Annotated in this window: 26 protein-coding genes and 1 riboswitch; of the genes, 13 read left to right on the plus strand and 13 right to left on the minus strand. The window is 65.2% G+C overall.

The window, feature by feature from the left end:
* Nucleotides 1-59 precede the first annotated feature (59 nt).
* Nucleotides 60-1,445: an FAD-binding oxidoreductase gene (locus ABR323_RS02220; protein ID WP_439448029.1), complete on the plus strand. Its 1,386-nt coding sequence runs from the start codon at nucleotides 60-62 to the stop codon at nucleotides 1,443-1,445.
* Between the two features lie 23 nt (nucleotides 1,446-1,468).
* Here ABR323_RS02220 and ABR323_RS02225 read toward each other — a convergent pair whose 3' ends face one another.
* Entirely contained in the window at nucleotides 1,469-3,490 is a 2,022-nt protein-coding gene (locus tag ABR323_RS02225; RefSeq protein WP_439448030.1) for an acyltransferase family protein, read from the minus strand.
* Between the two features lie 349 nt (nucleotides 3,491-3,839).
* Here ABR323_RS02225 and ABR323_RS02230 point away from each other — a divergent pair, with 349 nt between their 5' ends.
* On the plus strand, nucleotides 3,840-4,115 hold the full coding sequence (locus tag ABR323_RS02230) for a hypothetical protein (protein ID WP_439448031.1): 276 nt from the start codon (nucleotides 3,840-3,842) through the stop codon (nucleotides 4,113-4,115).
* A 93-nt stretch (nucleotides 4,116-4,208) separates the two neighbouring features.
* On the opposite strand, the gene ABR323_RS02235 is transcribed toward ABR323_RS02230, so the two are convergent.
* The 3 genes from ABR323_RS02235 to ABR323_RS02245 form a co-directional block, all read right to left on the minus strand.
* Nucleotides 4,209-4,712, minus strand: a complete 504-nt coding sequence (locus ABR323_RS02235; RefSeq protein ID WP_439448032.1) for a fimbrial protein — start codon at nucleotides 4,710-4,712, stop codon at nucleotides 4,209-4,211.
* A gap of 51 nt (nucleotides 4,713-4,763) precedes the next feature.
* Entirely contained in the window at nucleotides 4,764-7,316 is a 2,553-nt protein-coding gene (locus tag ABR323_RS02240) for a fimbria/pilus outer membrane usher protein (RefSeq protein WP_439448033.1), read from the minus strand.
* Nucleotides 7,317-7,379: 63 nt separating this feature from the next.
* Nucleotides 7,380-8,369, minus strand: coding sequence for a fimbrial protein (locus ABR323_RS02245; RefSeq protein WP_439448034.1), 990 nt, complete (start codon nucleotides 8,367-8,369; stop codon nucleotides 7,380-7,382).
* A 268-nt stretch (nucleotides 8,370-8,637) separates the two neighbouring features.
* Between ABR323_RS02245 and ABR323_RS02250 the strand changes: the two genes are divergently transcribed.
* The 3 genes from ABR323_RS02250 to ABR323_RS02260 all read left to right on the plus strand — a co-directional run bounded on the left by ABR323_RS02250 (nucleotide 8,638) and on the right by ABR323_RS02260 (nucleotide 10,482).
* Nucleotides 8,638-9,153, plus strand: a complete 516-nt coding sequence (locus tag ABR323_RS02250; protein WP_439448035.1) for a fimbrial protein — start codon at nucleotides 8,638-8,640, stop codon at nucleotides 9,151-9,153.
* Nucleotides 9,154-9,212: 59 nt separating this feature from the next.
* Nucleotides 9,213-9,935: a fimbrial biogenesis chaperone gene (locus ABR323_RS02255; protein ID WP_439448036.1), complete on the plus strand. Its 723-nt coding sequence runs from the start codon at nucleotides 9,213-9,215 to the stop codon at nucleotides 9,933-9,935.
* Between the two features lie 175 nt (nucleotides 9,936-10,110).
* The gene (locus ABR323_RS02260) at nucleotides 10,111-10,482 is read left to right on the plus strand and encodes a DUF805 domain-containing protein (RefSeq protein ID WP_439448037.1); all 372 of its coding nucleotides are present in this window, start codon (nucleotides 10,111-10,113) and stop codon (nucleotides 10,480-10,482) included.
* A 36-nt stretch (nucleotides 10,483-10,518) separates the two neighbouring features.
* Here the strand turns inward: ABR323_RS02260 and thiL are convergent, their stop codons facing one another.
* From thiL to ABR323_RS02285, 5 genes are all read right to left on the minus strand, one after another.
* Nucleotides 10,519-11,481, minus strand: a complete 963-nt coding sequence (gene thiL, locus ABR323_RS02265; protein ID WP_439448038.1) for a thiamine-phosphate kinase — start codon at nucleotides 11,479-11,481, stop codon at nucleotides 10,519-10,521.
* 120 nt (nucleotides 11,482-11,601) lie between these two features.
* Nucleotides 11,602-12,081, minus strand: coding sequence for a transcription antitermination factor NusB (gene nusB, locus ABR323_RS02270; RefSeq protein ID WP_135272297.1), 480 nt, complete (start codon nucleotides 12,079-12,081; stop codon nucleotides 11,602-11,604).
* The gene (gene ribH, locus ABR323_RS02275) at nucleotides 12,078-12,545 is read right to left on the minus strand and encodes a 6,7-dimethyl-8-ribityllumazine synthase (RefSeq protein WP_439448039.1); all 468 of its coding nucleotides are present in this window, start codon (nucleotides 12,543-12,545) and stop codon (nucleotides 12,078-12,080) included. Before ribH ends, nusB begins: the two co-directional genes overlap by 4 nt.
* 199 nt (nucleotides 12,546-12,744) lie before the next feature.
* Nucleotides 12,745-13,845 (minus strand): 3,4-dihydroxy-2-butanone-4-phosphate synthase, encoded by a 1,101-nt coding sequence (gene ribB / locus ABR323_RS02280; RefSeq protein ID WP_439448040.1) that lies wholly within the window; start codon nucleotides 13,843-13,845, stop codon nucleotides 12,745-12,747.
* The gene (locus tag ABR323_RS02285) at nucleotides 13,842-14,468 is read right to left on the minus strand and encodes a riboflavin synthase (protein ID WP_439448041.1); all 627 of its coding nucleotides are present in this window, start codon (nucleotides 14,466-14,468) and stop codon (nucleotides 13,842-13,844) included. The genes ribB and ABR323_RS02285 overlap by 4 nt, the downstream gene beginning before the upstream one ends.
* Nucleotides 14,469-14,542: 74 nt before the next feature.
* A riboswitch (FMN riboswitch) is annotated at nucleotides 14,543-14,688 on the minus strand.
* Nucleotides 14,689-14,875: 187 nt separating this feature from the next.
* Here ABR323_RS02285 and ABR323_RS02290 point away from each other — a divergent pair.
* Entirely contained in the window at nucleotides 14,876-15,496 is a 621-nt protein-coding gene (locus tag ABR323_RS02290) for a hypothetical protein (protein WP_439448042.1), read from the plus strand.
* A 149-nt stretch (nucleotides 15,497-15,645) separates the two neighbouring features.
* On the plus strand, nucleotides 15,646-16,530 hold the full coding sequence (locus ABR323_RS02295; protein ID WP_439448043.1) for a hypothetical protein: 885 nt from the start codon (nucleotides 15,646-15,648) through the stop codon (nucleotides 16,528-16,530).
* 48 nt (nucleotides 16,531-16,578) lie between these two features.
* Here ABR323_RS02295 and ABR323_RS02300 read toward each other — a convergent pair whose 3' ends face one another.
* The gene (locus ABR323_RS02300) at nucleotides 16,579-17,775 is read right to left on the minus strand and encodes a hypothetical protein (protein ID WP_439448044.1); all 1,197 of its coding nucleotides are present in this window, start codon (nucleotides 17,773-17,775) and stop codon (nucleotides 16,579-16,581) included.
* A 103-nt stretch (nucleotides 17,776-17,878) separates the two neighbouring features.
* Between ABR323_RS02300 and ABR323_RS02305 the strand changes: the two genes are divergently transcribed.
* The 6 genes from ABR323_RS02305 to ABR323_RS02330 all read left to right on the plus strand — a co-directional run bounded on the left by ABR323_RS02305 (nucleotide 17,879) and on the right by ABR323_RS02330 (nucleotide 23,331).
* Nucleotides 17,879-18,514, plus strand: coding sequence for a hypothetical protein (locus ABR323_RS02305; RefSeq protein ID WP_439448045.1), 636 nt, complete (start codon nucleotides 17,879-17,881; stop codon nucleotides 18,512-18,514).
* 12 nt (nucleotides 18,515-18,526) lie between these two features.
* On the plus strand, nucleotides 18,527-19,489 hold the full coding sequence (locus tag ABR323_RS02310) for a hypothetical protein (RefSeq protein WP_439448046.1): 963 nt from the start codon (nucleotides 18,527-18,529) through the stop codon (nucleotides 19,487-19,489).
* Nucleotides 19,490-19,644: 155 nt separating this feature from the next.
* Nucleotides 19,645-20,508, plus strand: a complete 864-nt coding sequence (locus ABR323_RS02315) for a hypothetical protein (protein WP_439448047.1) — start codon at nucleotides 19,645-19,647, stop codon at nucleotides 20,506-20,508.
* On the plus strand, nucleotides 20,508-21,764 hold the full coding sequence (locus tag ABR323_RS02320) for a hypothetical protein (RefSeq protein WP_439448048.1): 1,257 nt from the start codon (nucleotides 20,508-20,510) through the stop codon (nucleotides 21,762-21,764). Before ABR323_RS02315 ends, ABR323_RS02320 begins: the two co-directional genes overlap by 1 nt.
* 290 nt (nucleotides 21,765-22,054) lie before the next feature.
* Nucleotides 22,055-22,744, plus strand: coding sequence for a hypothetical protein (locus ABR323_RS02325; protein WP_439448049.1), 690 nt, complete (start codon nucleotides 22,055-22,057; stop codon nucleotides 22,742-22,744).
* A gap of 191 nt (nucleotides 22,745-22,935) precedes the next feature.
* A complete protein-coding gene (locus ABR323_RS02330) occupies nucleotides 22,936-23,331 on the plus strand; it encodes a hypothetical protein (RefSeq protein ID WP_439448050.1) in 396 nt (131 codons plus the stop codon).
* Nucleotides 23,332-23,352: 21 nt separating this feature from the next.
* Here ABR323_RS02330 and ribD read toward each other — a convergent pair whose 3' ends face one another.
* The 3 genes from ribD to ABR323_RS02345 form a co-directional block, all read right to left on the minus strand.
* The gene (ribD, locus tag ABR323_RS02335) at nucleotides 23,353-24,438 is read right to left on the minus strand and encodes a bifunctional diaminohydroxyphosphoribosylaminopyrimidine deaminase/5-amino-6-(5-phosphoribosylamino)uracil reductase RibD (RefSeq protein WP_439448051.1); all 1,086 of its coding nucleotides are present in this window, start codon (nucleotides 24,436-24,438) and stop codon (nucleotides 23,353-23,355) included.
* A 144-nt stretch (nucleotides 24,439-24,582) separates the two neighbouring features.
* The gene (nrdR, locus tag ABR323_RS02340) at nucleotides 24,583-25,104 is read right to left on the minus strand and encodes a transcriptional regulator NrdR (RefSeq protein WP_135272284.1); all 522 of its coding nucleotides are present in this window, start codon (nucleotides 25,102-25,104) and stop codon (nucleotides 24,583-24,585) included.
* Between the two features lie 149 nt (nucleotides 25,105-25,253).
* Nucleotides 25,254-25,703, minus strand: coding sequence for a hypothetical protein (locus ABR323_RS02345; protein WP_439448052.1), 450 nt, complete (start codon nucleotides 25,701-25,703; stop codon nucleotides 25,254-25,256).
* Nucleotides 25,704-25,727 lie beyond the last annotated feature (24 nt).

A 25,727-nucleotide genomic window follows, 5' to 3' on the forward strand; every position in this document is an offset into this window, starting at 1 on the left:
TTGGCACCTACCCAAACGCGCCTGCCCGTTGATACCCCGGTTTCCCCACGAGATCCGTCATGAGTACCGCACTGCCTGCCGCGTTGGTTGCCGAACTGTCCGCCCTGCTGGGCGCGCAGGGCTGGCGCATGGATGACAGCGCGCTGGAGGCCAACGCGCAGGACAACTCATGGCGTCATCAACGCCCGGCGGCAGTGGCGCTACCGGCCGACATCGAACAGGTGCAGGCGCTGGTGCGTGCCTGCCGCACGCATGGCGTGGCGCTGGTCGCGCGGGGTGCCGGCACCGGCACCACCGGCGCCGCGGTGCCACTGCCGGGCAGCATCGTGCTGTCGTTCACCCGCATGGACCGCATCGTCGAGATCCGCGCGGGCGACCGCTGCGCCGTGGTGCAGCCGGGCGTATTGAACGGTACCCTGCAGCAGGCGCTGGCGCCGCACGGCCTGTTCTGGGCACCGGACCCGTCCAGCGCGGAGATCTGCAGCGTGGGTGGCAACCTGGCCTGCAACGCCGGTGGCCCGCGCGCGGTGAAGTACGGCACCAGCCGCGACAACGTGCTGGGCCTGGTGGCCGTGACCGGCGCCGGCGATGTGATCCGCTGCGGTGGTGCCTACACCAAGGATTCCACCGGCTACGACCTCACCCACCTGCTGGTGGGCAGCGAAGGCACGCTTGCACTGATCGTGGAAGCCACACTGAAGCTGACCCCGCTGCCGGTCAGCCAGGCCGGCCTGCGCGTGCTGTATCGCGATGCCGATGCCGCCGCCGCCGCGGTGTCACGCCTGATGTCGCAGCCGGTGGTGCCCACGCGCCTGGAATTCATGGATGCCCGCAGTCTGGAGCTGCTGCGGCTCAATGGGGCCGATGTTCCAGAGGCCGGTGCGATGCTGCTGGTCGAGGCCGATGGTGACCACGACACCCTGCCCTATCTGCTGCAGGCACTGGCCAGCGCCGCCGAAGGCGACGGCATGATCGAACTGGATGTGGCGATGGAAGGACGCGCACGCGACCAGCTGTGGGCCGCGCGCAAGGCACTGTCGCCGGCACTGCGTACCGTCGCGCCCGGCAAGATCAATGAAGACGTGGTGGTGCCGGTGTCGCGCATTCCGGAACTGGTGGCCGGCGTGCAGGCTCTGGCACGCGACTACACGCTGACCATCGTCACCTTCGGTCATGCCGGCAACGGCAACCTGCACGTCAACATTCTCTATCACCCGGATGACGCCGACGAGAACGCGCGCGCGCACGCCGCGCTGCCGAAGATCTTCGAACTGACGCTGTCGCTGGGGGGCACGCTCTCCGGCGAGCATGGCATTGGCTTGGCCAAGCGCGATTTCATGGCGCAGGCGTTCACACCGGCTACGTTGGCGACGATGCGCGCGATCAAGGCCGCATTGGACCCTGATGGGATTCTCAACCCGGGCAAGGTGCTGCCGCCGGTGTGAACGCCGCCGGGCATGGCCCGGCGCTACCGGGACGCGCTGCCTACGCTGTCGATGAGGGTCTGCCGGAAGCTCGGCAGCAACACGCGGTTGCCATGGCCACTCAGGTGATCGTTGTCGAAGAACAGCGGTTCACCCTCTTCCACCGCCGAACAGGTCTGCGGCCCGCACAGCAGCGGCAGCGGGTCCCACACCGTCAGCGATGGATAGCGCGCTGCCAGCTCGGCCAGCAATGCCATCTGCGGCACGCGCAGCATTTCCAGATCCGCACGCGGCATGCTCAGACCACCGGCACAAGCCGGATTGTGGCGGTTGAACCAGTCCGAACAACGGTAAGCCCCGGCCTTGAACAACGGCAGCGGAGCATCCACAACCACGTGCACCCCCAACCGCTGCAGCCGCGCCAATACTCGATCAGCCTCATCGCGTGCAGCCTGCGCATGGGCCGGCGTGCGTTCGGCCAGCAGCTGCCGATAGATTTCCTGTGCATCCTGCCGCTGCCAGTCGAATCCGCGCAGCTCCGGCATGCGCAAGGCCGCCAGAAGCACGATGTCACCCGGGCGCGCCTCGTGCTCGATGGTCGACAACGCGTCTTCAATGAAGTCCTGGCAGTCGGCCGGGCTGGCCCGCAGCAGGTTGACGAAGCTGCAGCCACCACGATCCTGCTGGCGCACCTCCATGCCGGTCTGGCGCGCGACCATGCTGGTCATGGTGCGATACGCCGCCGCGTGCGAATCGCCAGCCACGAACAGGCGCCGCCCTTCAAGCGCCGGCGCACTCACCGGCTCCAGCGGGCGCCACGCCGGGTAGCGGCGTGCCTGCCATGCATAGCCGTCGCGGGTAACGCTCAGCGAGACCTCCTCGTGGTACTCCACGGCGGCCCAGGCACCCGCACCACAGAGCGCCACCAGCGGCAGCGCCATCGCCAGCACATTGGCCGGCGCCAGGCGCAGCAGTGGCGCCGCACTCCGCAGTGGACGCTCGATGAAGTGATACGACACAGCAGATACCGCCAGCAGCAGCACCGGATACAGCAACAGCGCGACGCCATGCAGGCCATACGTCCAGCGCAGCAGCACCAGCAGTGGCCAATGCCACAGGTAAAGCGAATAGGACAGCCGGCCCAGGTAGGCCAACGGTGCGCAGCCCAGCGCGCGCCCAATGCGCGATGTACCCGGTGCCGCCACGCTCGCCAACAGCATCAACGTACCGGCCACGGTGGCCAGCACGCCCGGAACCGGCATCGCCAGCTGCGGTGCGATCACCACGCCTGCACCCAGCAGCACCAGACCGATCACTGCAACCGCATCACCGTTCTGGCCCGGCGTACGCGTGCGCATCCACTGGTAGAGCAGCGCGCCCGCGGCCAGCTCCCAGAACCGCGCCGGCAGCAGGTAGAACGCTGCCGCCGGTGCCGTCTGCGCCTGCCAGCCTGCCCACGCCAGCGACAGCAGGGTGAGCACCGGCAACAACCAACGCGACCACGGCCAGCGCTCACGCCCGCGCAGCCACACGAAGAACAGCAGCGGGAAGACCAGATAGAACTGCTCCTCCACGCCCAGCGTCCACGTATGCAGGAAAGGGTTCAGTTCCGCGCCGGGTGAGAAATAATCGTCCTGCTGACCAGCCAGCACGATGTTGCTGAAGCCGACCAGCGCGGCCCAGCCGCTCTGGTCGAACTGCTCATTGCGCCACGCGCGGGGAATGAACAGTGCCGACAGCACGAAGGTGGCCATCAACATCACCAGCAGCGCCGGCAACAGGCGCAGCACGCGGCGCCGGTAGAAGTCGAGCAGCATCGCGCCCAGCGACGCATGGGTGCGGGAGGCCAGCGACTGGCTGATCACGAAGCCGGACACGACGAAGAACAGGTCCACGCCGGTGAAGCCCCCGGGCAGCCACGTGGCGTTGGTGTGGAAGACGACGACGGCCAGCACCGCCAGTGCGCGCAGGCCATCGATGGCGGCGTTGTGGGAACGTTCGGGAGGGGACATGCAGGCAACGGGTGGAAATCGATCCGACAGCATCGCCACCGCTGCCACAGTCATTCAATGGATGATCGCGACAGGCAAGGACATCGTTCAGGTCCAGTCGTAGCCCGACGCGGTTGCAGAGTCGAGCATGGCCCGACTCTGCAGGGAATGTCGCATTCGGCAGGCAGCTCCCTGTGCCACCTGCCAGCGACGAAATTCCTACGCTTTCGAACTTTCCAACAATTCTCATTGGCAGCGTGGCTCCTTCGTCGCACGCACATGGAAGCCACCATGACTGCCACACCCCCCCTACCTGTTCGCCACCCTCGGCGAGGCTGCCAACGAACTGCCCGAGGCCATCGCCCGCGCACTGGAAACCACTCTCAGTACCACGCACGGCAGCGGCGCGCCCTGCAACAGTACGTTGTCAGCATGCCTGCAGCGCATCCGCCAAGTGGACGCCGCCGACGGCCAGCCCTGGCCCGGCAAGGCCTGCACATCCGGACAACGCGTGGCCATGGCCCGCGCCGACCGCGCCAATGCCGGCCTGACGTTGCTGCTGGAACTGCTGCATGCGACCGAACGCTTGCGCGCGGATGGCGATGAAGATCAGCAGGTGGGCGACGACGCGCGCGAAGGGCTGCTGCTGGCCTGCCGTGGGCTGGCCGAGTATGTGGATGTGCAGTTGAAGTTCGCGTGACCTGCATCCACCCGATGCACCGCCCATACAACGCGCTGTCTTGCACCCCATGGACTGCGGCGCCGCGCCGGGGATTGCCCGGCGCGCGTGGGGTTACTCGTACAAGGCGGTAATGGTGATGGCCGTCTGCACGGCACCAGCATTCACCCCTGCCGCCACCGGCAGGTAGTAGCCGGCCCGCAGCACATAGTTGGCGGTGTTGCCGGTTACTGGCACCTCAATGCCGGTATCGCCCTTTTTCAGATAAGTCGTGCCGGTGGCGCCGGCCAGCAGCGAAACCGATACGCCACTGGCGGGGCCGGTCGCCGCGGTGTTCTTCCAGCGCTGGGCATCACCATCGGCTGCGGTGCCATCAAAAGACAGCTTTGCCTTGGCCACGCCTACGCACCCGGTGAAATTCAGGGTGCTCTGCTTGAGCTTGTTGTCGCCCTGTACCAGCTCATCTGCTTTGACGTTGTCCAGGGTGATGGCCGGCGTGGCCAACGTGCAGGTGCCGGGAAGCACGCGACCGTTGATGGTGAGCGTGGCGCTGAGCGCATGCGGTGCAGCGCAAGTGCAGACCAGCAGCGCGACTGTGCGGATGAAGCGGTATGACATGGGTAACTCCTGCAGTAGGAAATGAAGGGATGGGGCGGAACGAGGGCGCGCTCAGCGTGGCGCGGTCGGCACTGGCGTACCGGCGGGGTGTTCGCTGCCGGCTGCGTCTGCCTGCAGCCCGGGCAGGGGCGGCGGTGCGCAGACGGCCTCGCTCCACGAAAGCCCCTGGACATCGGGCTCGGCGGGCATCTGGTAGTACAGCTGGCAGCGCTGCGGGCCGTCCGGGTCGACGATCAAAATGCCTTCGTCCTGTGCGCCGCGCAGTTGGATAACCCCACCCTGGCCTACCGCGCCCAACGTGCGGCCCTGTTGGTCCTGCACGCGTGCGGCAAAGGGCAATGGCTGACCGTGGCGGTCGGTGGCATCAATGAAGAGGGTGCGCTCGCGGCGCACCTCGAATGGCACGTGCACGATGCTGCCGGCAGTGGGCGCCACCCGTTGCGAGGTCTGCAGCAACTCCACTTCCAGCGGCAGCCCGGACGGATCCAGATCGATGCGGTTCCAGCGATACGGGCTGATATGCGGCAGCAACGCAAAACCGTTGCGCGCCACGCGGATGTCGCTGCCCGAGCCCACGCTGGCGCCCTGTGCACCGGGTGCGTGTACCAACGCGAAGCCCTCGCCCACTGTCTGGCCGAAGTTGATGCCGCCGCGATGCAGCACCAGGCTGCCTGCCGCGCCGAACGTCTGGCTGCTGCTGCCGGCATTGCGGGTATAGCTGGCACTGAGATTGGCGTGGCTGCCCAGGTAGCTGGCGTAGGCATTGCTGCTGCTCCCGCTGCGGTCATCACGGGTGGTGGACAGGGTGTAGGTGAGCGCACGTCGCTCGCCCAGGCTGCCATTCAGGCCCAGCTGCACCTGCTGGCCCCCGGCGGCGTGGCTGACCTGGGTACTGGCCCGGGGTGCGTTGCTGCTGCGGCCCAATGGCACTGCCAGATTGATGGCATAGCGGGTATCCAGCCGGCCATCGCCCAGCCGGTAGCGCAGGGCGGAAACGCCGTAGTTCACACGCCCGGCCACGCCCTGGTAACCCAGCTGGAAATCGTTCTGCCGGCGAGTGCTGTCCCAGTAGGCAACGTGGCCACCGGTGAGATACAGATTGCCGCGCTCGCCCAGCCGCTGCGAGAAATTGAGCTGGTAGCGCTGGCGTGCACGGCCGCCGTAGCCCCATGCTTCGTTGTGCGCGCGGGCGGTGTCGTTGAGGGAAAGAAAGCCGCGAGTGCTGTACCGGTAGGCGGCCAGGCCGAAGTTGGTGCCGGTACGGGCAACGTAGCGTTGATAGTTCACCCGGAAGCTGTTGCCGGCCACGGCCGGACCGGCGCCTGTACGAGCGCGAGAGCGGGTGATGTCGGCGCCGAAGGCACCGATGCCGGTATTGACTGCCGCACCGCCGAGTACGGCCTGATACCCCTGCGCCAGCTGCACGCCGCCCAGGGTGGTCAGCCGATTGCTGATACCGCGCACGTAGGTGCCTTCGGCAAAGCGCAGGTGCTCCATCTGCCCACCGCCATCGCGCAGCACACCGGCGGTGGCGCTGAAGCGCGATGCGCCTGCACGCAGTGCCTGTGGCACGGCCGAGAAATTGACGTTGAAGCGCTGGCTGCGGCCATCGGCTTCGGTCACGGTAACTTCCAGATCGCCACCGAAGCTGGTGGGGTACATATCGTCGATGACGAACGGACCGGGGGCCACGGTGGTTTCGTGGATGACGATGCCATTCTGGCGCACGCTGACCACCGCGTTACCCTCGGCGATGCCCTGCACCGTGGGTGCGAAGCCGCGAAGGGAATCGGGCAGCATACGTTCATCAGTGAAGACACGCGCCCCGCTGAAGGCCACGCTTTCGAACAGCTCACCGCCGGTGTTGCCTTCGCCCAGCAGCAGTTGGCTGTTCCAGGCGGGAAGATCGCGCTGGGCATGGCTGCTGATGAGCGTATGCCGCGTGCCCTGCCTGCCATGGCTGACCGAGGCACGATGGCGCAGGCGCCAGTCGCCCAGGTTCAGCCCTGCGCGCAGGCCGAGATAGCTGTTGCTGTTGCCGTTGCTGCGGTAGTGGTTTGCGGTGTAATTGAAGAACAACGCGGAAATGCCCGGATCGCGCTGGTCGGTGGCTACCAGGCCACGTGCCTGGCGCGCCTGCGCCGCCTGCGGCACGGTCAGCAGCAGTTGCAGCGCGCTGCTGTCGAAGTTGACCGTAGCACCGTCGATCACGCCCGGCAGATCCACGCACTGCCCTTGCGCTGCAGCCAGTTGCGCGGCGTACTGCGGCTGCAGTTCCAGCATCTGCGCCAGCTCAAGGGGAATGCACGGGGCTGCCACATCGCTGTGGGCATCGGCCACGAAAGTGATATCGCGCGTCTGCAGCAGCTGGCCGTTCACCCGTACGTCCACACGGTGATCGCCCGCTTCAACGGGATTTCCCTGCACATACCGGCGCATGTCGATGGCCTTGCCACCGATCAGGAAGCCGTCGCTGAACTCGACCTGCGGCGCTGTCTGGGCATGCGCCGCCGGGGCTGTGATGGCGAGCGCGATAGCCGATGCCAGGCAGGCGCTGCGGTGACTAAGGCTGTGGAGAGGCATGCAACGGGTGCGCAGGTTCATCGTGGACTCGAACAGAAAAGCGTGTTGACGGACATCGGGTGCAGGCAGCGTGCGCACGGAAGATCAGTAGTAGTCGGCCAGCAGAGTGACTTCGCCGCGGATGGCGCCGCCTTTCAGTGCACCGGCCGTGCGCAGGTAGCGCGCACTGAACGGCACGGACATGGCCGCACCGCTGGTGGCGGTGTGGTCCCACGGCTTTCTCATCTGTACCGGTGCCCCCTGGTGCAGCACCTGCAGGGCAACGCCACTGGCGGTACTGCCCGGTGCGGGGGCCAGCGCGGTGGCGGTGCTGCCCGGGTCGTGAACGTCCTGCATGCCCAGCACGACCGGGCGCCCGGATGCGGCGCAGCTGACCGCTACGTTGAAGGTCTTATCGCCCGCGGTGGGCTGCGCTTCCAGGGTGCGTGCGTCCACCGGATCCAGCGTGACGGTCTGCGGTGTCACAGCGCAGGTCTGCGCGACAAACCGGGTGCCGATGGTGAGATGGTGATTCGCCGTTACGCCACTGATGGTGGTGGTTGCACGGCCTACCGGGCGCGCGGCGGTGGATTCCATCGGGCCGCCACGGGAAAAGACGGTTATACGCACATCTACTTTCGCCTTGGGTTCCGAGCCCATCCGCTGCAGAGGCGAGACTGCGCCGTCGCGAAGCACGAGCGTGCTGTGTTCGATCTCCTCAATCGCGCATTCGACAGGGCAGTCATACGGCTCTGAATCGAAATTGAATACAAGCAGCGCAGAGCCAGGCGCGAATTCATAGGCAGGGGCAAGACTATCTGTGTCTGAATGCCACACATCACGCACGTAGGTCATGCCCATCAGGGTGGGAAGCATGCTGCCGTAGGTCTCACCCGGGCTGTCGCACGCGATGAAAACGCTGCCGGAGGTGGCGCCGAGTCGCTGATCCGGCACTGGCGTATAGGCCACATCGAATACATGGTCGATGAAGGCGTCGCCCCCGACCTGCCGGCAGGCGGCCTGTGCCTCCACAGTGGCTGCACTCAGCAACAGTACGGGCAGTGCCCACGAAAGGCGGAAGCGTTTGCGAAGCATCGAAAGTCTCTCGGCGTGAGGGCAGCACGGTGTCTGGTACTGCGCGATGACGTGTCGCTGCATGCGTTGATGTGCAGCACGCAGCGTGTTTTCCAGGCTGCGCACAGTAAGGGGAAGGCGATGCGCAACCAATGCAACAAGTTGCAGATTTCGCGCTCATGAAATCGTTTACAACAAGTTGCATTGATGTGGATCGAGCGCTTCGGAAGACTTGCCTCCGCCGCGACACGTCGCCGCAGCCCGCTTCCCATCAAACGAGAATGTCCCGATGTCCTTCAACAAGAATCTGCTGGCACTGTGTGTGCTTTCCGCGTTCGCCGCGCCCGCCGCTTTCGCTGAAAAGCTGGAAATTACCGGTGAGCTGACCACCTCCACCTGTGCCGTGGGTGCTGTCGGTGGCGCCATCACCGTGCCGATGGGCAAGGTGGACCTGGCCTCGGTCAATGCTGGTACCCGTGCTGGCCAGAAGAACTTCAGCATTGCCCTGGATTGCACCGGCTCGGGTGCGGCGCAGGACGTGGGCGTGCGCTTTGGCGGCACCACCGATGGCGCCACCGGCAATCTGGCGCTGACGGCTGCGTCGGTGGCCACCAATGTGGCCGTGGCGCTGTACGACGTGGCCGGCAACCACCAGAAGATTGGTGACGACCCGATGCAGTGGGTGACCATTGCCGCCGGTGGCAGCGGCCAGCTGGATTACAGCGCGTGGTACGCCTCGCCCGCCCAGAACGCCACCGCAGGCACGGCCAATGCATCCGGTGACTTCGTGGTGCTCTACAAGTAAGTCGATTCTGGTGGGCGCGTCCAGGTACGGGCCGCCCACCTTTTCAACGAGGTGATTCCATGAATCTGCGCGCTTCGACGTGGATGCACGCCATTGTGCTGGCGGCGATTGCGCTGCCGGCGTCGGCGGCGGTAACACTGCAGGGCACGCGCATCGTGCACGACGTTCGCCAGGGCCGCGATGTCACGGTCAAGGCCAGCAATGTGGGTGACCAGCCGGTCATGATCCAGGTCTGGATTGACGATGGCGACAGCCACGCACGGCCGGAAGATGTGCGCACACCGTTTCGTTTGACGCCGGCCGAACCGCGACTGCTGCAGGCACAGCAGGGGCAGGCTTATCGCATTACCTATGCGCCACGGCCCTCGGATGCACCGCTGCCGAGCGATCGCGAGTCGGTGTTCTATTTCAACCTGCTGGACATTCCGCCCAAGCCCGGCGATGCGGCAGGCAGCAACCTGCTGCAGTTTGCAGTACGCAGCCGGGTGAAGTTGTTCCACCGTCCCGCCGGTCTACCGGGCCAGGCACGCGATGCTGCCGCAGCATTGCAATGGCAGCTGGATGGCACGGCGCTGCAGGTACGCAACCCCAGCGCCTACCACGTGACGCTGAGCACGCTGACGTTGCCCGATGGCAGCAACGTGCCCGTGGACATGATCGCGCCGGGTGCACAGGTGCGACTGCCACTGCCAGTCGATGTATCCGTGCCCGCCAGCCTGAAGTTCCAGTGGCTGGATGACTACGGCACCGCGCGCGACGCGCAGGCAACGGTGCAGCCGTAACGCCTGAACCTGCGGTCTGCCCCCTTTTGCTGGAGCGCGCGTTCTGCATGGAAGTGCGGAAAAGCGCCCAATTCGTGCGCGCGGTACGCGCATTTGCAAGCATTCCGATGGTGCATCTTCACGCATACATCGATAGTGCCCGACAGTTTTCCAACCGTAGAGAGAGATGTAGAAAATGCAGAAATTGACGATGCCGCTGAAGCGCTACGCGCAGTTCAGCGGGCGTGCCAGCCGCAGCGAATTCTGGTGGTTCCAGCTGTTCATCGTGTTGGTGTCGATTCCGCTGTATGTGCTGAGCTTTTATGCCGGTTACAGCGGTTCGCAGGGCCTGGCCCTGGTATCGACTGGTCTGAGCGTGATGCTCTGGCTGGCGATGATCGTGCCGTTGATTGCAGTGACGGTGCGCCGCCTGCATGACACCGACCGTTCGGGCTGGTGGTACCTGCTGTTGCTGGTGCCATTCGCAGGCCTGATCGTATTGGTGTTCATGCTGCTGCCCAGCACGCAGGGCAGCAACCGGTTCGGGCTGTCGGCACCGCAGGTCTGATCTGGAGCGCCGGGCATTGCCCGGCGTTCTCGTTTGTCAGGCGAAGTGCTGGTAGCCACCTTCGCTGGCTTCACCATCCACCTGCACGCCCTGCCCTTCGACAATGCGGCCAATGCGGGTAAGCGGCAGCTCCAGCGATTCGGCAACGTAATGCAGCGAGTCGCGCTGGTCGGCGGCGGCGGTGAAGCACAGTTCGTAATCATCACCACCGCGCAGCGCGCAATCGCGCGCATCATCGCGGCCAAGCAGTTCACGCAGTGCCGAGGAAATCGGCAGTGCGTCAGAATCAACCTGCGCGCCGACACCGCTGTGTGCGGCAATGTGGCCCAGGTCGGCCAGCAGGCCGTCGGATACATCCACTGCCGCATGTGCGAACGCACGCAGGCGCAGCCCCAGGGTGACGCGTGGGGTGGGACGCAGCAGACGCAGACGCAGTGCTTCGTAATCGCCCAGCAGGGTGGCGGTGGCCACGTTCAACGCGCCCTGTTGCCACAGGCGCAGCGCACCGGCGGCATCGCCCAGCGTGCCACTGACCCAGATGTCATCGCCCACCTGCGCGCGGTCGCGACGCAATGCCTGGCCGCGCGCAACCTGTCCCATCGCAGTCACCGACAGCGACAACGGTCCACGCGTGGTGTCTCCACCGATCAGCGCGGTGCCATGCTGGTCGGCCAGCGCGAAGAAGCCATCGGCAAAGGATTCAATCCATTCTTCGGATGCTTCCGGCAGTGACAGCGCCAGCGTGCACCATGCCGGGCGCGCGCCCATCGCGGCCAGATCGGACAGGTTGACCGCCAGGGTCTTCCAGCCGATATCGAACGGTGCGGTTTCAGCAGGGAAGTGCACGCCGCTGTTGAGCGTATCGGCGGTGACCACCAGCTGTTCGTTGGCGCGCGGCTGCAGCAGCGCGGCATCGTCACCAATGCCGAGCAGGATATCGTCGCGCTCGGCAGTGCGGGCGCGGATGCGGTCGATGAGGGCGAATTCGGCCAGGGACATGGGGCGCTCCCGCTGTTGTACGTGCCGCGCATTGCGCGGTGGGCGGTAGTGCCGGCCGCGGGCCGGCAACCTCAGGATCCCTGCAGCTGCCGGCCCGCGGCCGGCACTACCACAGGTGGGTCAGTGACCCGATTCGACCTTGCGCCATTCCACGGCGGCACGATCCAGCACGCCGTTGACGTAGGTATGACCATGCTCGGAGCCGAAACGCTTGGCCGATTCAATGGCTTCGTTGATGACCACGCGGTACGGCACGTCCAGGCGGTAGCGCAGTTCGAAGGCGGCCAGGCGCAGCACGGCGCGTTCGATCGCGTCCACTTCTTCGATGCCACGGTCCAGGTACGGGCCGAGGGCTTCGTCGATGTCGCGACGGTTGTCGAGCACGCCATGCATCAGCGCTTCGAAGTACGCCAGGTCGGCGATTTCGCGGGCCTGCTCGTGGGCGAACTGGGCGATCAGCGACTGTGCGTTGCCACCGGAGATCTGCCAGGCGTAGAGAGCCTGCACGGCACGACGGCGGGCGCGCGAGCGCAGCACCGGATCGACGCCATCGCGGCGGACGGGTTTACCGGAGGGCTTGCCCTGGGTGTTCTTGTTCATGGCAGCTGCTCCAGAAGATTGACCATTTCCAATGCGGCGAGTGCGACTTCCTCGCCCTTGTTGCCGTGGCTGCCGCCTGCGCGGGCCTCGGCGTCTTCAGCACGTTCCACCGCCAGCACGCCGTTCAGTACCGGCACGCCGAAGTCCAGCTGCACGCGCATCAGGCCCTCGGCGCAGCGGTCGGCCACGTGTTCGTAGTGACGGGTGTCGCCACGGATCACGCAGCCCAGGGTGAGGATGGCGGCGTGCTCATGGGCGGCGGCCAGGCGCGCGGCCACCAGCGGCAGTTCCCAGGCACCCGGCACGCGGATCACGTCGATGTTGGCTTCGGTGATGCCGTTGCCGGCCATGCTCTGGCGAGCGCCAGCGACCAGCGTGTCGGTGATGCGGGCATTCCAGCGGCTGGCCAGGATGGCGAAGCGCGCCGATTCGGGAGTGCGAAGATCGCCTTCGAAGTGGCTCATATGCGGCTTGGGGGATTCGATTAAGGAGGGGATTCTACCGTGGATGGGCCCAGGCCGTGGCTGGCGGGGGCCTCCAAGGGGCTTTCTGTAGAGCCGAGCCATGCTCGGCTGCTCTCTGCCGCCGGACTACCCCCCGCGCTGCGCGCGCAAGCCGAGCATGGCTCGGCTCTACAGGGGCCTGATGGCCGGGGCGCGGGCCTCAGCAGCCCACCGTCTCCACCACTTCCAGGCCGTACCCGGCCAGGCCGACCTGGCGGCGGGGGGTGCCCAGCACGCGCAGCTTGCCCAGGCCCAGATCGGACAGGATCTGCGCGCCGGCGCCGTTGCGGCGCCACTGGCCCACATCCTTGTCCTTGCCCGGCACCACCGGCGCCGGCTGCTGGCGCAGACGGGCCAGCAGGGCTTCGCCATCGCGCGGGGCCGACAGCACCACCATCACGCCGCTGCCCTTGGCATCGATCGCACGCAGAGCGTCGGTGGCCGCCACGCCGAAATCATCGCGGCGCCAGTGCAACAGGTCGGCCAGCGGGTTTTCCACCTGCACGCGCACCAGGGTGGGGGTGTCCGCATCCGGGGTGCCACGCACCAGGGCGAAATGCAGGTCGTGGGCGATGCGGTCGCGGTAGGTCACCAGCTTGAACGGGCCGAACTCGGTGTCGATGTCGCGCTCGTCCACGCGCTCGACGGTCTTTTCGGTGGCCAGGCGGTAGGCGATCAGGTCGGCGATGGAGCCCATCTTCAGGCCGTGCTCGCGGGCGAACACTTCCAGCTCCGGGCGGCGCGCCATGCTGCCATCCGGGTTCAGGATCTCCACCAGCACGCCGGCCGGTTCCAGCCCGGCCAGCATGGCCAGGTCCACGCCGGCTTCGGTGTGGCCGGCACGGGTCAGCACGCCGCCCGGCTGGGCGATCAGCGGGAAGATGTGGCCCGGCTGGTGCAGGTCCGACGGCTTGGCGTTCGGCTTCACCGCGGTGCGGATGGTGTGTGCGCGGTCGTGGGCGGAAATACCGGTGGTCACACCTTCCGCTGCTTCGATGCTGACAGTGAAGTTGGTCTGGAACTGCGCGGTATTGGCCTGCACCATCGGCGCCAGGCCCAGATCGGCGGCGCGGGTGCGGGTGAGCGGCAGGCACACCAAGCCACGGCCGTGGGTGACCATGAAGTTGATGTCGCTGGCCTTGACCAGCTCGGCGGCCATGATCAGGTCGCCTTCGTTCTCGCGGTCTTCGTCATCGACGATGACGACCATTCGGCCCAGGCGGATGTCTTCCAGGATTTCCGGAATCGGGGCGAAATTCATGCGGCATCTCCCTGTGGGTGCAGACCGTTGGCCGGCACACTGATCAGGCGCTCCACATAGCGGGCGACCAGATCGATTTCAAGATTGACCGCGCTGCCCACGCCTGCGGCGGAGAAGGCGGTGTTGGCCACCGTGTGCGGGATCAGGGCGACTTCAAAACCTTCATCGTCCACTTCGTTGACGGTGAGGCTGACGCCGTCCACGCAGATCGAGCCCTTCTTGGCGATGTAGCGGCGCAGCGAGGCCGGCGCGGCGAAACGCCAGCGCTGGGCACGCGCGTCTTCGTGGATGGACAGCACCTGGCCGAGGCCGTCGACGTGGCCGCTGACCAGATGGCCGCCGAGGCGGTCGGTCGGGCGCATTGCGCGCTCCAGGTTGATGACGGCGCCTTCGCCCAGCTGGCCCAGCGTGGTCAGGCCCAGCGTCTCGGTGGAGGCATCGGCCTGGAAGCTGGCCGCGTCGAATGCGATGACGGTGAGGCAGACGCCGTTGATGGCAATGCTCTCGCCCATCTGCACGTTGTCGAACGGCAGATTCCCGACATTGAAGGTGAAGCGGACATCGCCGCCGATGGATTCGCGTGCGGCCAGACGGCCGACGCCTTCGATGATTCCAGTAAACAAGTAACGTTCTCCGCGAAAAGTGAGCGAAAAACGCCGCAAGGCAAACAGGCGCACGCAGGGCATGAGCCCTGTGGCACCGTCTTCTTTCATCCGGACTATGACCGTCGGCTCCGGCATTGGACCGGATCTGCTGACCCCCGGCCGTGGGCCGGAGCGCTCGCGGGCTCGTGCTTGCGCACCTACCGCCGGTGGGGAATTGCACCCCGCCCTGAAGACGTTTGTGTACCGGCGAACCGGCATGGCTAGTGTACCAGCCCGGGCTGAACGGGGTCGGATGCCACAGCTGTGACGGCCGTCGCTCGCAATTTGTAAAACTTTCATTAAAATCCTGCCCCGGACGACATGAGGTCGCCACGGGCAGCCGAGAGGGCTGGCCCGCCAAAGGACTGAAATTCACAGGAATTCCCATGCGCAAGATCCTGATCGTGGCCGCCCTGCTGGCCGCCGCCCCGTTCTCGGCTTCGGCCGACGCCCTGAGCTACACCTACGTTGAAGGCGGCTGGACCCAGGTCAAGGTTGACGACAACGCACTGGACGACCCGAAGGTCGACGGTGGCTACCTGCGTGGCTCGGTGGCCGTGGCCGAACAGGTCTACGTGTTCGGCGGCTGGTCGCGTACCAGCAAGACCAATCACTACGGCAATGATTCGCTGAAGCTGGAACTGAACCAGCCGGAGCTCGGCATCGGCTACCACATGCCGTGGACCGACCGCCTGGACTTCACCGCCGATGCCGCGTGGGTGCGCCAGAACGCCGAAGCCACCGTCCGCTACGACGGCCTGCGTTTCAGCCAGAAGGATCACACCAACCTGGGCCGCGTCACCATGGGCATCCGTGGCAAGCCGTCGCGCATGACCGAAGGTTGGGTGAAGGCCGGTTACATGGACGGCGGCAACAACTTCAAGGGCACCTGGGTCGGCACCATCGGCGGCCAGATCAACTTCACCAAGACCTGGGGTCTGGTGGGCGAGATCTCCGGCTACCGCGATGTCACCCAGTACTCTGCCGGCGTCCGCGCCAGCTTCTGATTGCCCGATCCTCGTCGTGCGATCGAACGGGCCCCGCAAGGGGCCCGTTTTTTGTTGGCCGTCGCGTGCAACGCGCCTGGCTGTGGCGCGCCATCGAATGTGATGGCAAGTGCGCTAGGCTTGCCCGCCTCTGGAACAGGAACACCGTCATGAAGACCCCGATCCGCACCCTGCTGGCCACCACGCTGCTGTGTGCCCCTCTTTTCGTCTCGGCCGCACCGGCCCAACTGACGCCCGAGCAGGCCTTCGACCTGTATGCACGGGCCCTGCTGGAGGACGACGCTGCCGCCACCCGCGCCCTCAACGACGCATTGAAGCCGGCGTTCGAGGGCCAGGACGCGGTGACTCCGACCCCGGGTGCGCTGGCCAAGGCATTGGCCGAACCCTGGCAGACCGTACTGGCCAGCACCGGCGCCAAGGTCGACGCTGCGGCCACCGAAGCGCTGTATGCCAAGGCCCTGCGTGATTCGAAGTGCCGCGCCAGCAAGAGCGTGATCGAGGACAACGAATACGTCGAAGACCAGAAGCTGGCACGCATCACCTTCAGCTGTCGGGTGCCCGACCTGGGCAAGGTCCGCCCGTTGTTCGCCGCCAGCCTGGCCGACAATGCCAGCCCGGCGTCGCGCAAGCAGTTCACCGACGCCTACACCCAGGCGCTGCAGAGCGGCGTGCGCGTGCCGGTCAGCGGCACCTTCACCCTGTACCCGGCCAAAGACAACGGCTACTGGTACAGCGGCAATTTCGATGATCTGATCGGCACCGTGGCCGGTGCACTGGCGCCATTCGAGGACTGGATGCAGGACGCGCAGGCAGTCAACGCACCGAAGGTGACCGGCGTGCCGGGATGCGACCTGTTGCTGCAGCAGCACCGCAGCTGCGTGGCGAAGATCGCACCGGACCAGATCAGCGGCGTGGATGCGATGGCCGAAGAACTGAAGGTCAAGGCGCAGGTCAAGTCGGCCGATGAGATGACGCAGGAGTGCAAGGCACTGCGCCCGATCGCCGAGATGATGTGGACCGACGCGTGCGCGTGAGCCGGTAAGCGGTAGCGCCGGGCCATGCCCGGCGACACCACGCGGCCGTCATCCTTTGTCATGGTCGTCCGGATGTTCACCGAATTCCGGACGATTCTGCTGGTACTCACAACCGTGCAGGGTCTTGCCGGGCGCCCACGCACGCACGATGCGCGCGCGATCTTCCAGCCAGCCATCTGCCGCCGTGTCGGTATCATAGAAGCCTACGAAAGCAGTGTCGCTCCAGCCATCGTAGGGTGGCAGAAGCCATTCTTCGGCCAGCGTTTCGGCGATATCCCCGTCCAGCTCTGCGTACAAGGTCTGACCCACCTGGACCAAGCGCGAGACGGGCCTGCCGGCGATCATGACCGGCGCCGGCGGGGTCCACCAGCGATAACCCTCGTCGTCCTCCCCATCCTTCCAACCTTTGAAACGCGCATCAGTGGTGTACGCCGACATGCCCAGCGCCCAATCGGCCGTGTAATTGCGCAGTGCGTCGGCGCTGCAGCTCAGCACGTCATCGAGCTCAGTGGCGATATCCACACCCGGCGCGAACACCACGTCAGGTTCCTTGCCGCGCCTGCGCAACTGCTCCATCCGCGTGTCGTAGCGCTCCTCGCACCCCACCAGCACAGAGTCGGGGTGGGTAGAGACGCGCGACGCCGTAAGTGAACGAACCGAAAAGCCGATTTCGCTGACATTGCGCAAGGACAGGTTCCGCACATGGATGTGAGGGGCGGCGGTTGCATGTAGCGGCCTCATATCCAGCTGCTTGGATATCGTCTCAAAGGAGACATCATCAAGAATGGCCATCGTCCCTCCCGAAAGCACTGCGATGCGCTGGGTCGGGTAGCCGAATACAGTGATCGGATTGGGCAGCTCGACCTCATGCAGATACGAATTGGGCTGTTTGACAACGATCCACGCATCGAATGGCGGCTTTGCACGCTTGCCATTACCCAGCACGACATCCCACACATTTCGCGACAGCGGCTCACGTACCGAGGTGGGAGCCCGGCACTCGATGACGGCGGCCAGGTCCTGCAATGCCTGCGCGCTTGTGACGGTACGCACGGCATCGGGTTCATCGCCATCTGCGAAGGCGGCAGGCGAAACAACCATCCCAAGCGCAAGGAGCGCTGGAAGCATACGGATCCGGAAGGACTGCGCCACGATGATCACCGCTCTGGGAAACCCAGCACTGTGCATTCGCGTCACGAAGGCGGCTATGAAGAAAGTTTCAAATTTCCCCGACGTTGTTGCCACGAGAGCAATCCGTAACTTTCAGACAAGTTGCATGGACCAATGCATGGAGCGCCCCTGATCCTCAGGGACTTCTCCCGCTTCCGTCCACGCCATGTTGAGACCCTTGTCCGCCGTGCTGCTATTCGCGCCGCTGGCCGCCAATGCTGCAGCGCTTTCAATGGAAGACACCTTCGCTGCCTATGCGCGCGTCATCACCCAGAATGACGAGGATGCCAAGACGGCGCTGCGTAACAGCCTGCGCACGGCAGACCCGGACGGCTATCCGGACATCGGAGACGTCGCTGACGCACTCTATGCATTCGGAAATCTTGCCGCTGGTTTCGAAGAATCCACCGCCAGTGCGATCAACGCGCGCCGGGAAACCATTCACTGCCGTGCGGTCAGAATCGAGGAGGACAGTTCCGCCCGTCGTGGCGTTGTGGACTACCAGTGCGCGCTTCCCGATGTATCTGGCGCCTTTGACGCCTATCGGGAGAATCTGGCGCGCTCACGTGCCGGGGACCCTGATGGCGATGCTTTCAGAACGTTCCTTGGCATCTATGCGGCAACCCTGCGCGACGCGCCTGACACCACGTACACAGCGAGGGCGGAGTTCTCGCGTCTTGGCAACAATGGTCCATGGAGCAGTGCAGACATGCTGTTCCTCGGCTTGAATCTACTGAAGGAGCTGATGCCGTTTTCCGCTTGGGACGAGCGCATTGAAGCAGAGAAAGACACTCATCAAGTCCGGACAGAATAAGAGGCATTCCAGATGCTCACCCACTTCCGCAGTCTCGTGCGCGCGACTCTGCTTCTCCTGCAGGCCTTGCTGCTCGCAGGTTGCTCACAGGCGTCACAGCCGTCAATGGCCGTACCCGGCTCCGTCGTCAGCCTGTCGCCACCACCCGGGTTCGCCCCCGCCCCCAACTTCTCCGGGTTTGTCAGTGATGACGGCCGTGCCAGCATCCTGGTCGCCGAGCTGCCCGCCGAGGCCAGCCGCACAGTCAGCGGACTGTTCGTGGATGAGCCCGCTGCGCGTAGCCGCTTCGCCAGCCAGGGCGTACAGGTCGATCGTCTGGAGTCGCTCAGCGTCGAGGGGCGGACGATCCCTGTGGTCATCGGCAGCCAGGTCGCGCACGGTTACACCTTCGAAAAGTGGATGGCGCTTTTCAGAGGCTCCCCCACCGTCATGATCACAGTTCAAGCCCCGCGTGACCATGCACTGACGCACAGGCAGGCGATGCAGGCCTTGGCGACCGTAACATTGCGTCCGCAGGCCACGCTTGAGCAGAAGATCGCCGCGATGCCTTTCAGCGTCGAGCCGGTGTCCCCTTTCCGCCTGCTGGACACCCTGTCCGGGTCAGCCATGGCACTTACGGCCGGTGAACTGGACACTGATCCCGATGGTCTGCAGCCCCTGGTAATTGTCGCGTCCCAGCTTTCTCTCCCGTTTGCCTCTGACGATCCAGAGAAGGTGTCCGATCAGTTGATTGCAGGGACCGTCAGGATTCAGGGCGGAACGATCACCTCAAGGGAGAACGTGCCGTTCGGCGGTATCGCCGGGCACCGGGTTGATGGAGCAACACCCGACGGACGCCACTACCGCCACTATCTCGCCCTGTGGCCGGATGAGCGTTTCGTCCGTTTGGTTGCCATCCTGCCGGCAGACAGTTCCAAAGAAGTGGAAGACGCGGTTGACGTCATGGCCTCCTCGGTCCGGTTCCGCGAGCCATGACACCGATGATGCGGACCGACAGATTCGCGTGAGCCTATGCCACCGGGTCAGGCGCGCGCCTTTCCCAACGCCACACATTTTCAGACAAGTTGCATGGACCCCTGCATGAGGTGCCCCTGATCCTCAGGGCCCTCCCGGACTGCCCCTGTGCCGCCATGCTGAAATCCATCGCCATCCTGCTGCTGGGAGCCCCGCTCACCGCTGCCGCCGCACCCCCTGCAGCGCTCTCACTGGAAGAGACCTTCGAGACCTATGTGCAGGTCATCGTTCACGGCGACACCCCGTCGAAGGAAAAGCTGCGCCACCATCTGCGTGCATATGCGAACAGCGACAGCGTTGAGGTGACCGTCAACGCCATCGATGCGCTTCAGCTGCCCAAGGCCGCCTTCAACGGTACCGCGATGGAACCGGTTGCCAGCGCTCTGGAGATGCGGCAGAAGGCCATGTCCTGCACCATCACCGACATCACCCAGGAGACGGTGCATTCAACGTCGCAGGCGACCGTGGCGTATCGGTGTGCTTTCCCCGATCTCTCGGGCTTCTTTCCGACCTACCGGGACGCGCAGAAGCGACGCGCCGACGTCGGCGATGATCCCGAACACGCCAAGGCGCTCTTCGCGGCATTCGCCAATGCCCTGCGCGAAGCGCCGGATCATTCATATGAGAGCAGCACTGTGTTCCTGCAGTCCGCAGGCGGCGGCCACTGGATGGCTCTCGACTTGCCGCTGCTCGGTACGGCGCTGCTGCAACAGGTACTGCCCTTCGACGCATGGAATACGCGGATCGAAGCGGAAGCCGTGCCTGTGGTTACCGGCGTACCCACCTGCGACCTGATGATGGCCGCCCAGCTGAGGTTCTTTGCCCGGCATCATCCCCAGAGTCCCTTCCTGGGCAACGGCGTACTGCAACGCAATCTGCTCAAGCGTGTGGAGGGAATGAGCGACGCGGAGGCGACGCGCGACTGCCAGATCGTCCATGAGCGCAACCGGGAGCTGTGGAACAGAGAGAAGACGGACTGATGTCGGGATCCCTCACGATCCGGCATCTGGTGATTCTGCTGCTGGGCCTGCCGCTCTGGGCAATAGCCGCTGAACCTGCCGCGCTTTCGCTGGAAGCAACCTTCGATGCGTATGCGCAAGCCAGGTTCCAGGACGATGCGCACGCCAAGGAGCGGCTTCGCAGCAGCCTGCAGACCGCCGCCACGCCGGCGCCGGCCGACATCGAACTGAAGGTCGAGGGCCGCGCCTTCCAGAACCTGGCGGAGGTACACGGCGAGGCGATTGCCGACGCCCTGCAGGTACGCCGGAAGACCATTCACTGCCGGGCAACCGGCAGCGATGTTGAAGAGATCGGAACACTCAGCTTTGGCGCCGTGACCTATCGGTGCGTGCTGCCAGACATGTCCGGGCACTTCGAGGCCTATCGTGGGAGCCGAGAACGGATGAAGGTCGGAAAGGGCGACCCGATGGATGACGCGTCCTTCCGTACGGCGTACGCGACGGCGCTGCGTAGTGCGCCCGATGGGCTGCATGAAGGAAGCATGCGCTTCATCAGGAACGGCGACGGACCATGGGACAGCATTGAGATGCTGTATTTCGATGCCGACATCCGCAGGCTGTTGATGCCGATGCAGGCATGGGATGAGCGCATTGAAGGCGAAGGTGTGCCTGCCGATCTCTCGCCGCAGGCCGAGTACACGCTGCAGGCGCGGGTGCCGCTGCAGAACGATGCCGAAGCGCGGCAGTTGCTGCGGGCACTGGGCGAGGGCCTCGACCCTGGCGAAGCCATGGACTGGCGCCCCATCATCGAAGACGTTCCGGCGTGGTTGTCACGCCAGGACTTCGCAGCGCCCTCGCCCGACGCCACTGCAGCCTTTGCCGAGGCACTGGCTTTGCGGCTGCCGAGGGTCACCTGTGCTGCTCGGGAGTTCGTGCCATTGGGCTCGCCGGAGATCGGCATGTACACGCTGGTGTGCCAGCATCCGGACGTAGAGCCGCTGCGTCAGGCCTATCTGGCGATGCGCGCCGCGCCGGAAATCGAGCGCCAAGCGCGTATCGATGCGCTGTTCCAGCACTGGGCCACACTACTCCGCGAGGCGCCGGCCGTACCGCATTGCACACCGGTAGTCGGCGGGTATCAGGCACGCCATGCGTTCGCGCATGCCGAGCGCATGCAGCAGTTGTACCAGGCCATTCTGTCGCGACTGATGCCGACCGCACTGTGGTTCGATGAACCACTGTTGCCGCAGGAAGACGAGCTGTGTGATGGCGATTGAAATCAACTGGGCTCCATCCTGCACTGCAGAGTGGCGAGCGCGCGCCGGTCAGTTCCAGATGATCGGGTCACCGGAGCACGACAACATGACGATTTCCCGAACAGCCGTGTAGCTGCGCGACGCATCAACCCTACCACTCAGCACCTCGTCGATTCTCCGCTGCTTGGCGGAACATTCCGCCCAGCGGCATCGAAACCATCTCCGCAAATCGGATTTCGGACTCGTTGTATGGACATGGAGGACAACTGGCAGGATGTTGCCAGATTCATCCTATCGCGCACTTCCCTGCCATGTTGAAGCCAGTTCTTGCCCTGCTGCTGGGCGGTCCCTTTGCAGCCCCTGCCGCAGCATCCGAAGCAATGTCGCTGCAAGATACGTTCGACGCCTACATGCAGGTCATCACCCAGAACGACACGCAGGCCAGAACAACATTGACCAACAGCCTGCGCATGGCCGATCCAGACGTTTTCCCCGCCGTGCCCGGCATGGCCGATGACATCTACGCCTTTCGGCAGTTCATAGCCAGCTTCGGCGAACAGACGGCCGCCATCGTCCGGACCAGGCTGAAGGCCGTCCACTGCCAAGCAGCCCACGTAAGCACCGACGAAGCCGACGTTTACTACCCGGGCACTGTGGAGTATCGATGTGTGATTCCGGATGTTTCAGCGTACTTTGAGGATTACCGCGAACATCATGTGCAGCTTCGGACAGGTACAGCCACCCCAGCGCGGATTAACGGGCTCCTCGATCGCTACGCGGCCGTCCTGCGCGATGCACCGGATCTGACATATGAAGGGAAGGCGAGATTCTTCCGAGCCGGCAGCGGCGGGCCGTGGGCAAGTTCTGACCTGAGGTTTCTCGGCGCCGAGCTGGTGGTGCGACTGATGCCTGTCCAGGACTGGGACCGCCTGATTGAGGCTGAGGCAGGCAGCTCGTCCACCGCAACCTCTACCGACGAAGGAGGATCACATGCGCGATGATGGCTCGAAGCACGGTCATACCTGACACGCCTGAGATGCGCGTGCCAGCCTGGCAGGCGCATGGCGCATGGCGCATGGCGCATGGCTCATATACATGCGACTGCACTTTCAGAACCGTTGCATGGCCCTGCACGGCCTGCATGGTCAATGCTGTTGCCCTCTTCCACCGGGGTAACCGCATGAAACACCGTATGACGTCGACCGTGATCATAGTGCTGGCGCTGATGGTGTGCTGGCAGGCCGAAGCGTCCAGGTTCAAAGCCACCAGGATTTTCGTCGTCCAACCCTCGGTCGCCTTCGAGTCAACCCAGCTGAGCGACAGGCATCTGGATGCGTGGATGAGCGAAGACGACGACTGCCACGCCTTCCTGATGTACCACGATCAGTGTGCCGTGCTGGTACTGCCCCATGAGTACGACGACGGTTTCACGCGGCACCAGCTGCGGTTGAAGGCGAGGCAACTGCCGGGCAAGGCGCTGGGCGCGTACTGCCGCAACCTGCATGTGCTGTGGAAGCAGCAGTGGAAGGGCCAGTGCCCCGTCGGCGACGAAGAAGACGACGAAGAGGCCTTGACGCCAAGGGCGTAGCGCCTGCTCTGCGTCATTCCCTCACGGCCGCAGCAGCAACCGCAGGTCGTCGCCGACCTGGCGCTGGTCAACCACACGCAGGCGACGCTGCTGGTCCATGGCATCGATGCCGAGACCGGCCAGCAGTGGGCGTCCGTTGTCGCCCAGCAGCGTGGGGGCCTGGTACAGCAGCAGTTCGTCCACCCAGCCACCGCGCAGCAGCGCACCGGCCAGCGTCGCGCCGGCTTCGGTGTGCACTTCATTGATGCCGCGCTCGGCCAGCAGCGCCAGCACCGCGCCCAGATCCAACCGCCCCTCTGCGCTGGGCACGCTGGCAAATTCTGCGTCGGCCGCATCCGGTGCGCTCACCGCCGCAGCGTGCAGGTACAGCGTCGGTGCCCCGCCCTCGCGCACGCGGCTGCATTCGAGCGAACGCAGGCGCGAATCGAGCACCACGCGCAGTGGCGGCATCACCTCGGTATCAGCCAGGCGCACGGTCAGCATCGGGTCGTCGGCCAGCACGGTATCGGCGCCGGTCAGGATCGCACCGGCGCGTGCCCGCCAGTGCTGCACGTCTTCGCGCGCGGCCGGCTCGGTGATCCACTTCGAGCTGCCATCGGCCATCGCGGTACGGCCATCAAGGCTGGCGGCCAGCTTCACCCGCAGCCACGGTCGGTTGCGCTCCACACGCGACAGGAAACCCTTGTTGAGCTCACGCGCCTGTATCGCCATCAGTCCTTCGGCGACCTCGATGCCGGCATTGCGCAGCAGGTCAAAGCCACCGCCATCGACCTTCGGGAACGGATCGCGCATCGCGGCAACCACGCGCGACACGCCCGCTTCGATCAGTGCCAGCGCACACGGTGGCGTACGACCGTAGTGTGCGCAGGGTTCCAGCGTGACGTAGGCGGTGGCACCGTGCGCCTCGCTTCCGGCCTCGCGCAGCGCGAACACTTCGGCGTGCGGTCCACCGGCGCGCTGGTGCCAGCCCTGCCCGACCACGCGTTCGCCATGGGCGATCACGCAGCCGACCATCGGGTTGGGACGGGTGGTATAGGCGGCGCGCTCGGCCAAGCGCAGCGCGTTGGCCATGTGCAGGTGGTCGAGGACGGAGAACGGGGTGGTCATGCGGCCATGGTAACGCCGCCGGTGTTGATCCATGCCATCAGTGCCAACCAAGGTTGGCACCCACCGAAGCAAAGTAGATCCACGCCATGCGTGGATGGGCGCCGCTGTGCCAACCAAGGTTGGCACCCACCAAGGCAGAGGCCGTCAGCCCTTCTTCTTCTTGCTCAGGGCAATCACATCGCCCAGCAGCTGCAGCTGTTCGGTGCTTGAGGGCAGGTCGCGTTCAAGCTTCTCGATCTCCTCGCGGAAATCGGCCACGTCCTCGAAGCTGCGGTAGACCGAAGCGAAGCGCACATAGCCGACATGGTCGAGCTTGCGCAGTTCGTTCATGACGAACTCGCCGACCTTGATGGAGGGCACTTCGCGCTCGCCGCTGATGCGCAGTTGGTGGACCACGGCGCGTACCGCCGCTTCGATCTTGTCTTCGGCCACCGCACGCTTCTGCAGCGCGCGGTCGAAGCCAGCGCGCACCTTGCGCTGGTCGAACGCCTCGCGGGTGCCATCGCTCTTGACGATGGCCGGCAGCTTCAGCTCAACCGTTTCCATGGTACTGAAGCGCTCGCCGCAGGCTTCGCATTCACGCCGACGACGGATCGTCGCGCCGTCTTCAGAGACGCGCGAGTCGATGACCCGGGTATCGGCATGTTGGCAGAAGGGGCAATGCATGGAACGCCTGGCTCAGGGAAGACCTAATTGCCACGGTCATGGCAGCGTCGCAAAGGTACCTGAGAAGGGGCAATGCAGCAAATGCTGTGTGCGCGGAAGTGCCTGCATTTTGGCCGAACAGAGCCTCCGGCGCGGTCAGGGCTGTGCGCTCAACCGGGTGCCGGCGGCGCCGAGGCCGCGCGTGCCCAGCGCAGCCACACCAGATGCCCTGCCATCACCAGCAGTGGCGGGCCAAAGCCAAGGAAGGCCAATGTCGAGATCTCCCCGCGCTTGAAGGTGAAGTACAGCGTGGCGGCAACCACGCCCAACGCGGCCAGCCCCCCCAGCGCCAGGCCCACCCAGGCGACAACCGGTGATTGGCGCAGGCCGGTAACACCACGCCACAGGAACAGGCCGCTCAGCCACAACCACGACAGCAGGCCGATGATTCCGGCCGACGACCACAGCAGCAACAGCCTGTGCTCGTCGCCCGTCAGATACTTGCCGTCCCATACGACCATCAGCCCGAGTACGGCACCCGTGCCACCTGCCGCCACGGTGGGCAGGCCCACCAGCAGGCCGGCGATCGCCATCCAGCGTTTGTGCAGACGCTCATCCATGCGTTCGATTTCCTTCCATGGGCC

It is taken from the genome of Stenotrophomonas sp. ATs4 (assembly GCF_051861585.1).
Classification (GTDB): domain Bacteria; phylum Pseudomonadota; class Gammaproteobacteria; order Xanthomonadales; family Xanthomonadaceae; genus Stenotrophomonas; species Stenotrophomonas maltophilia_AS.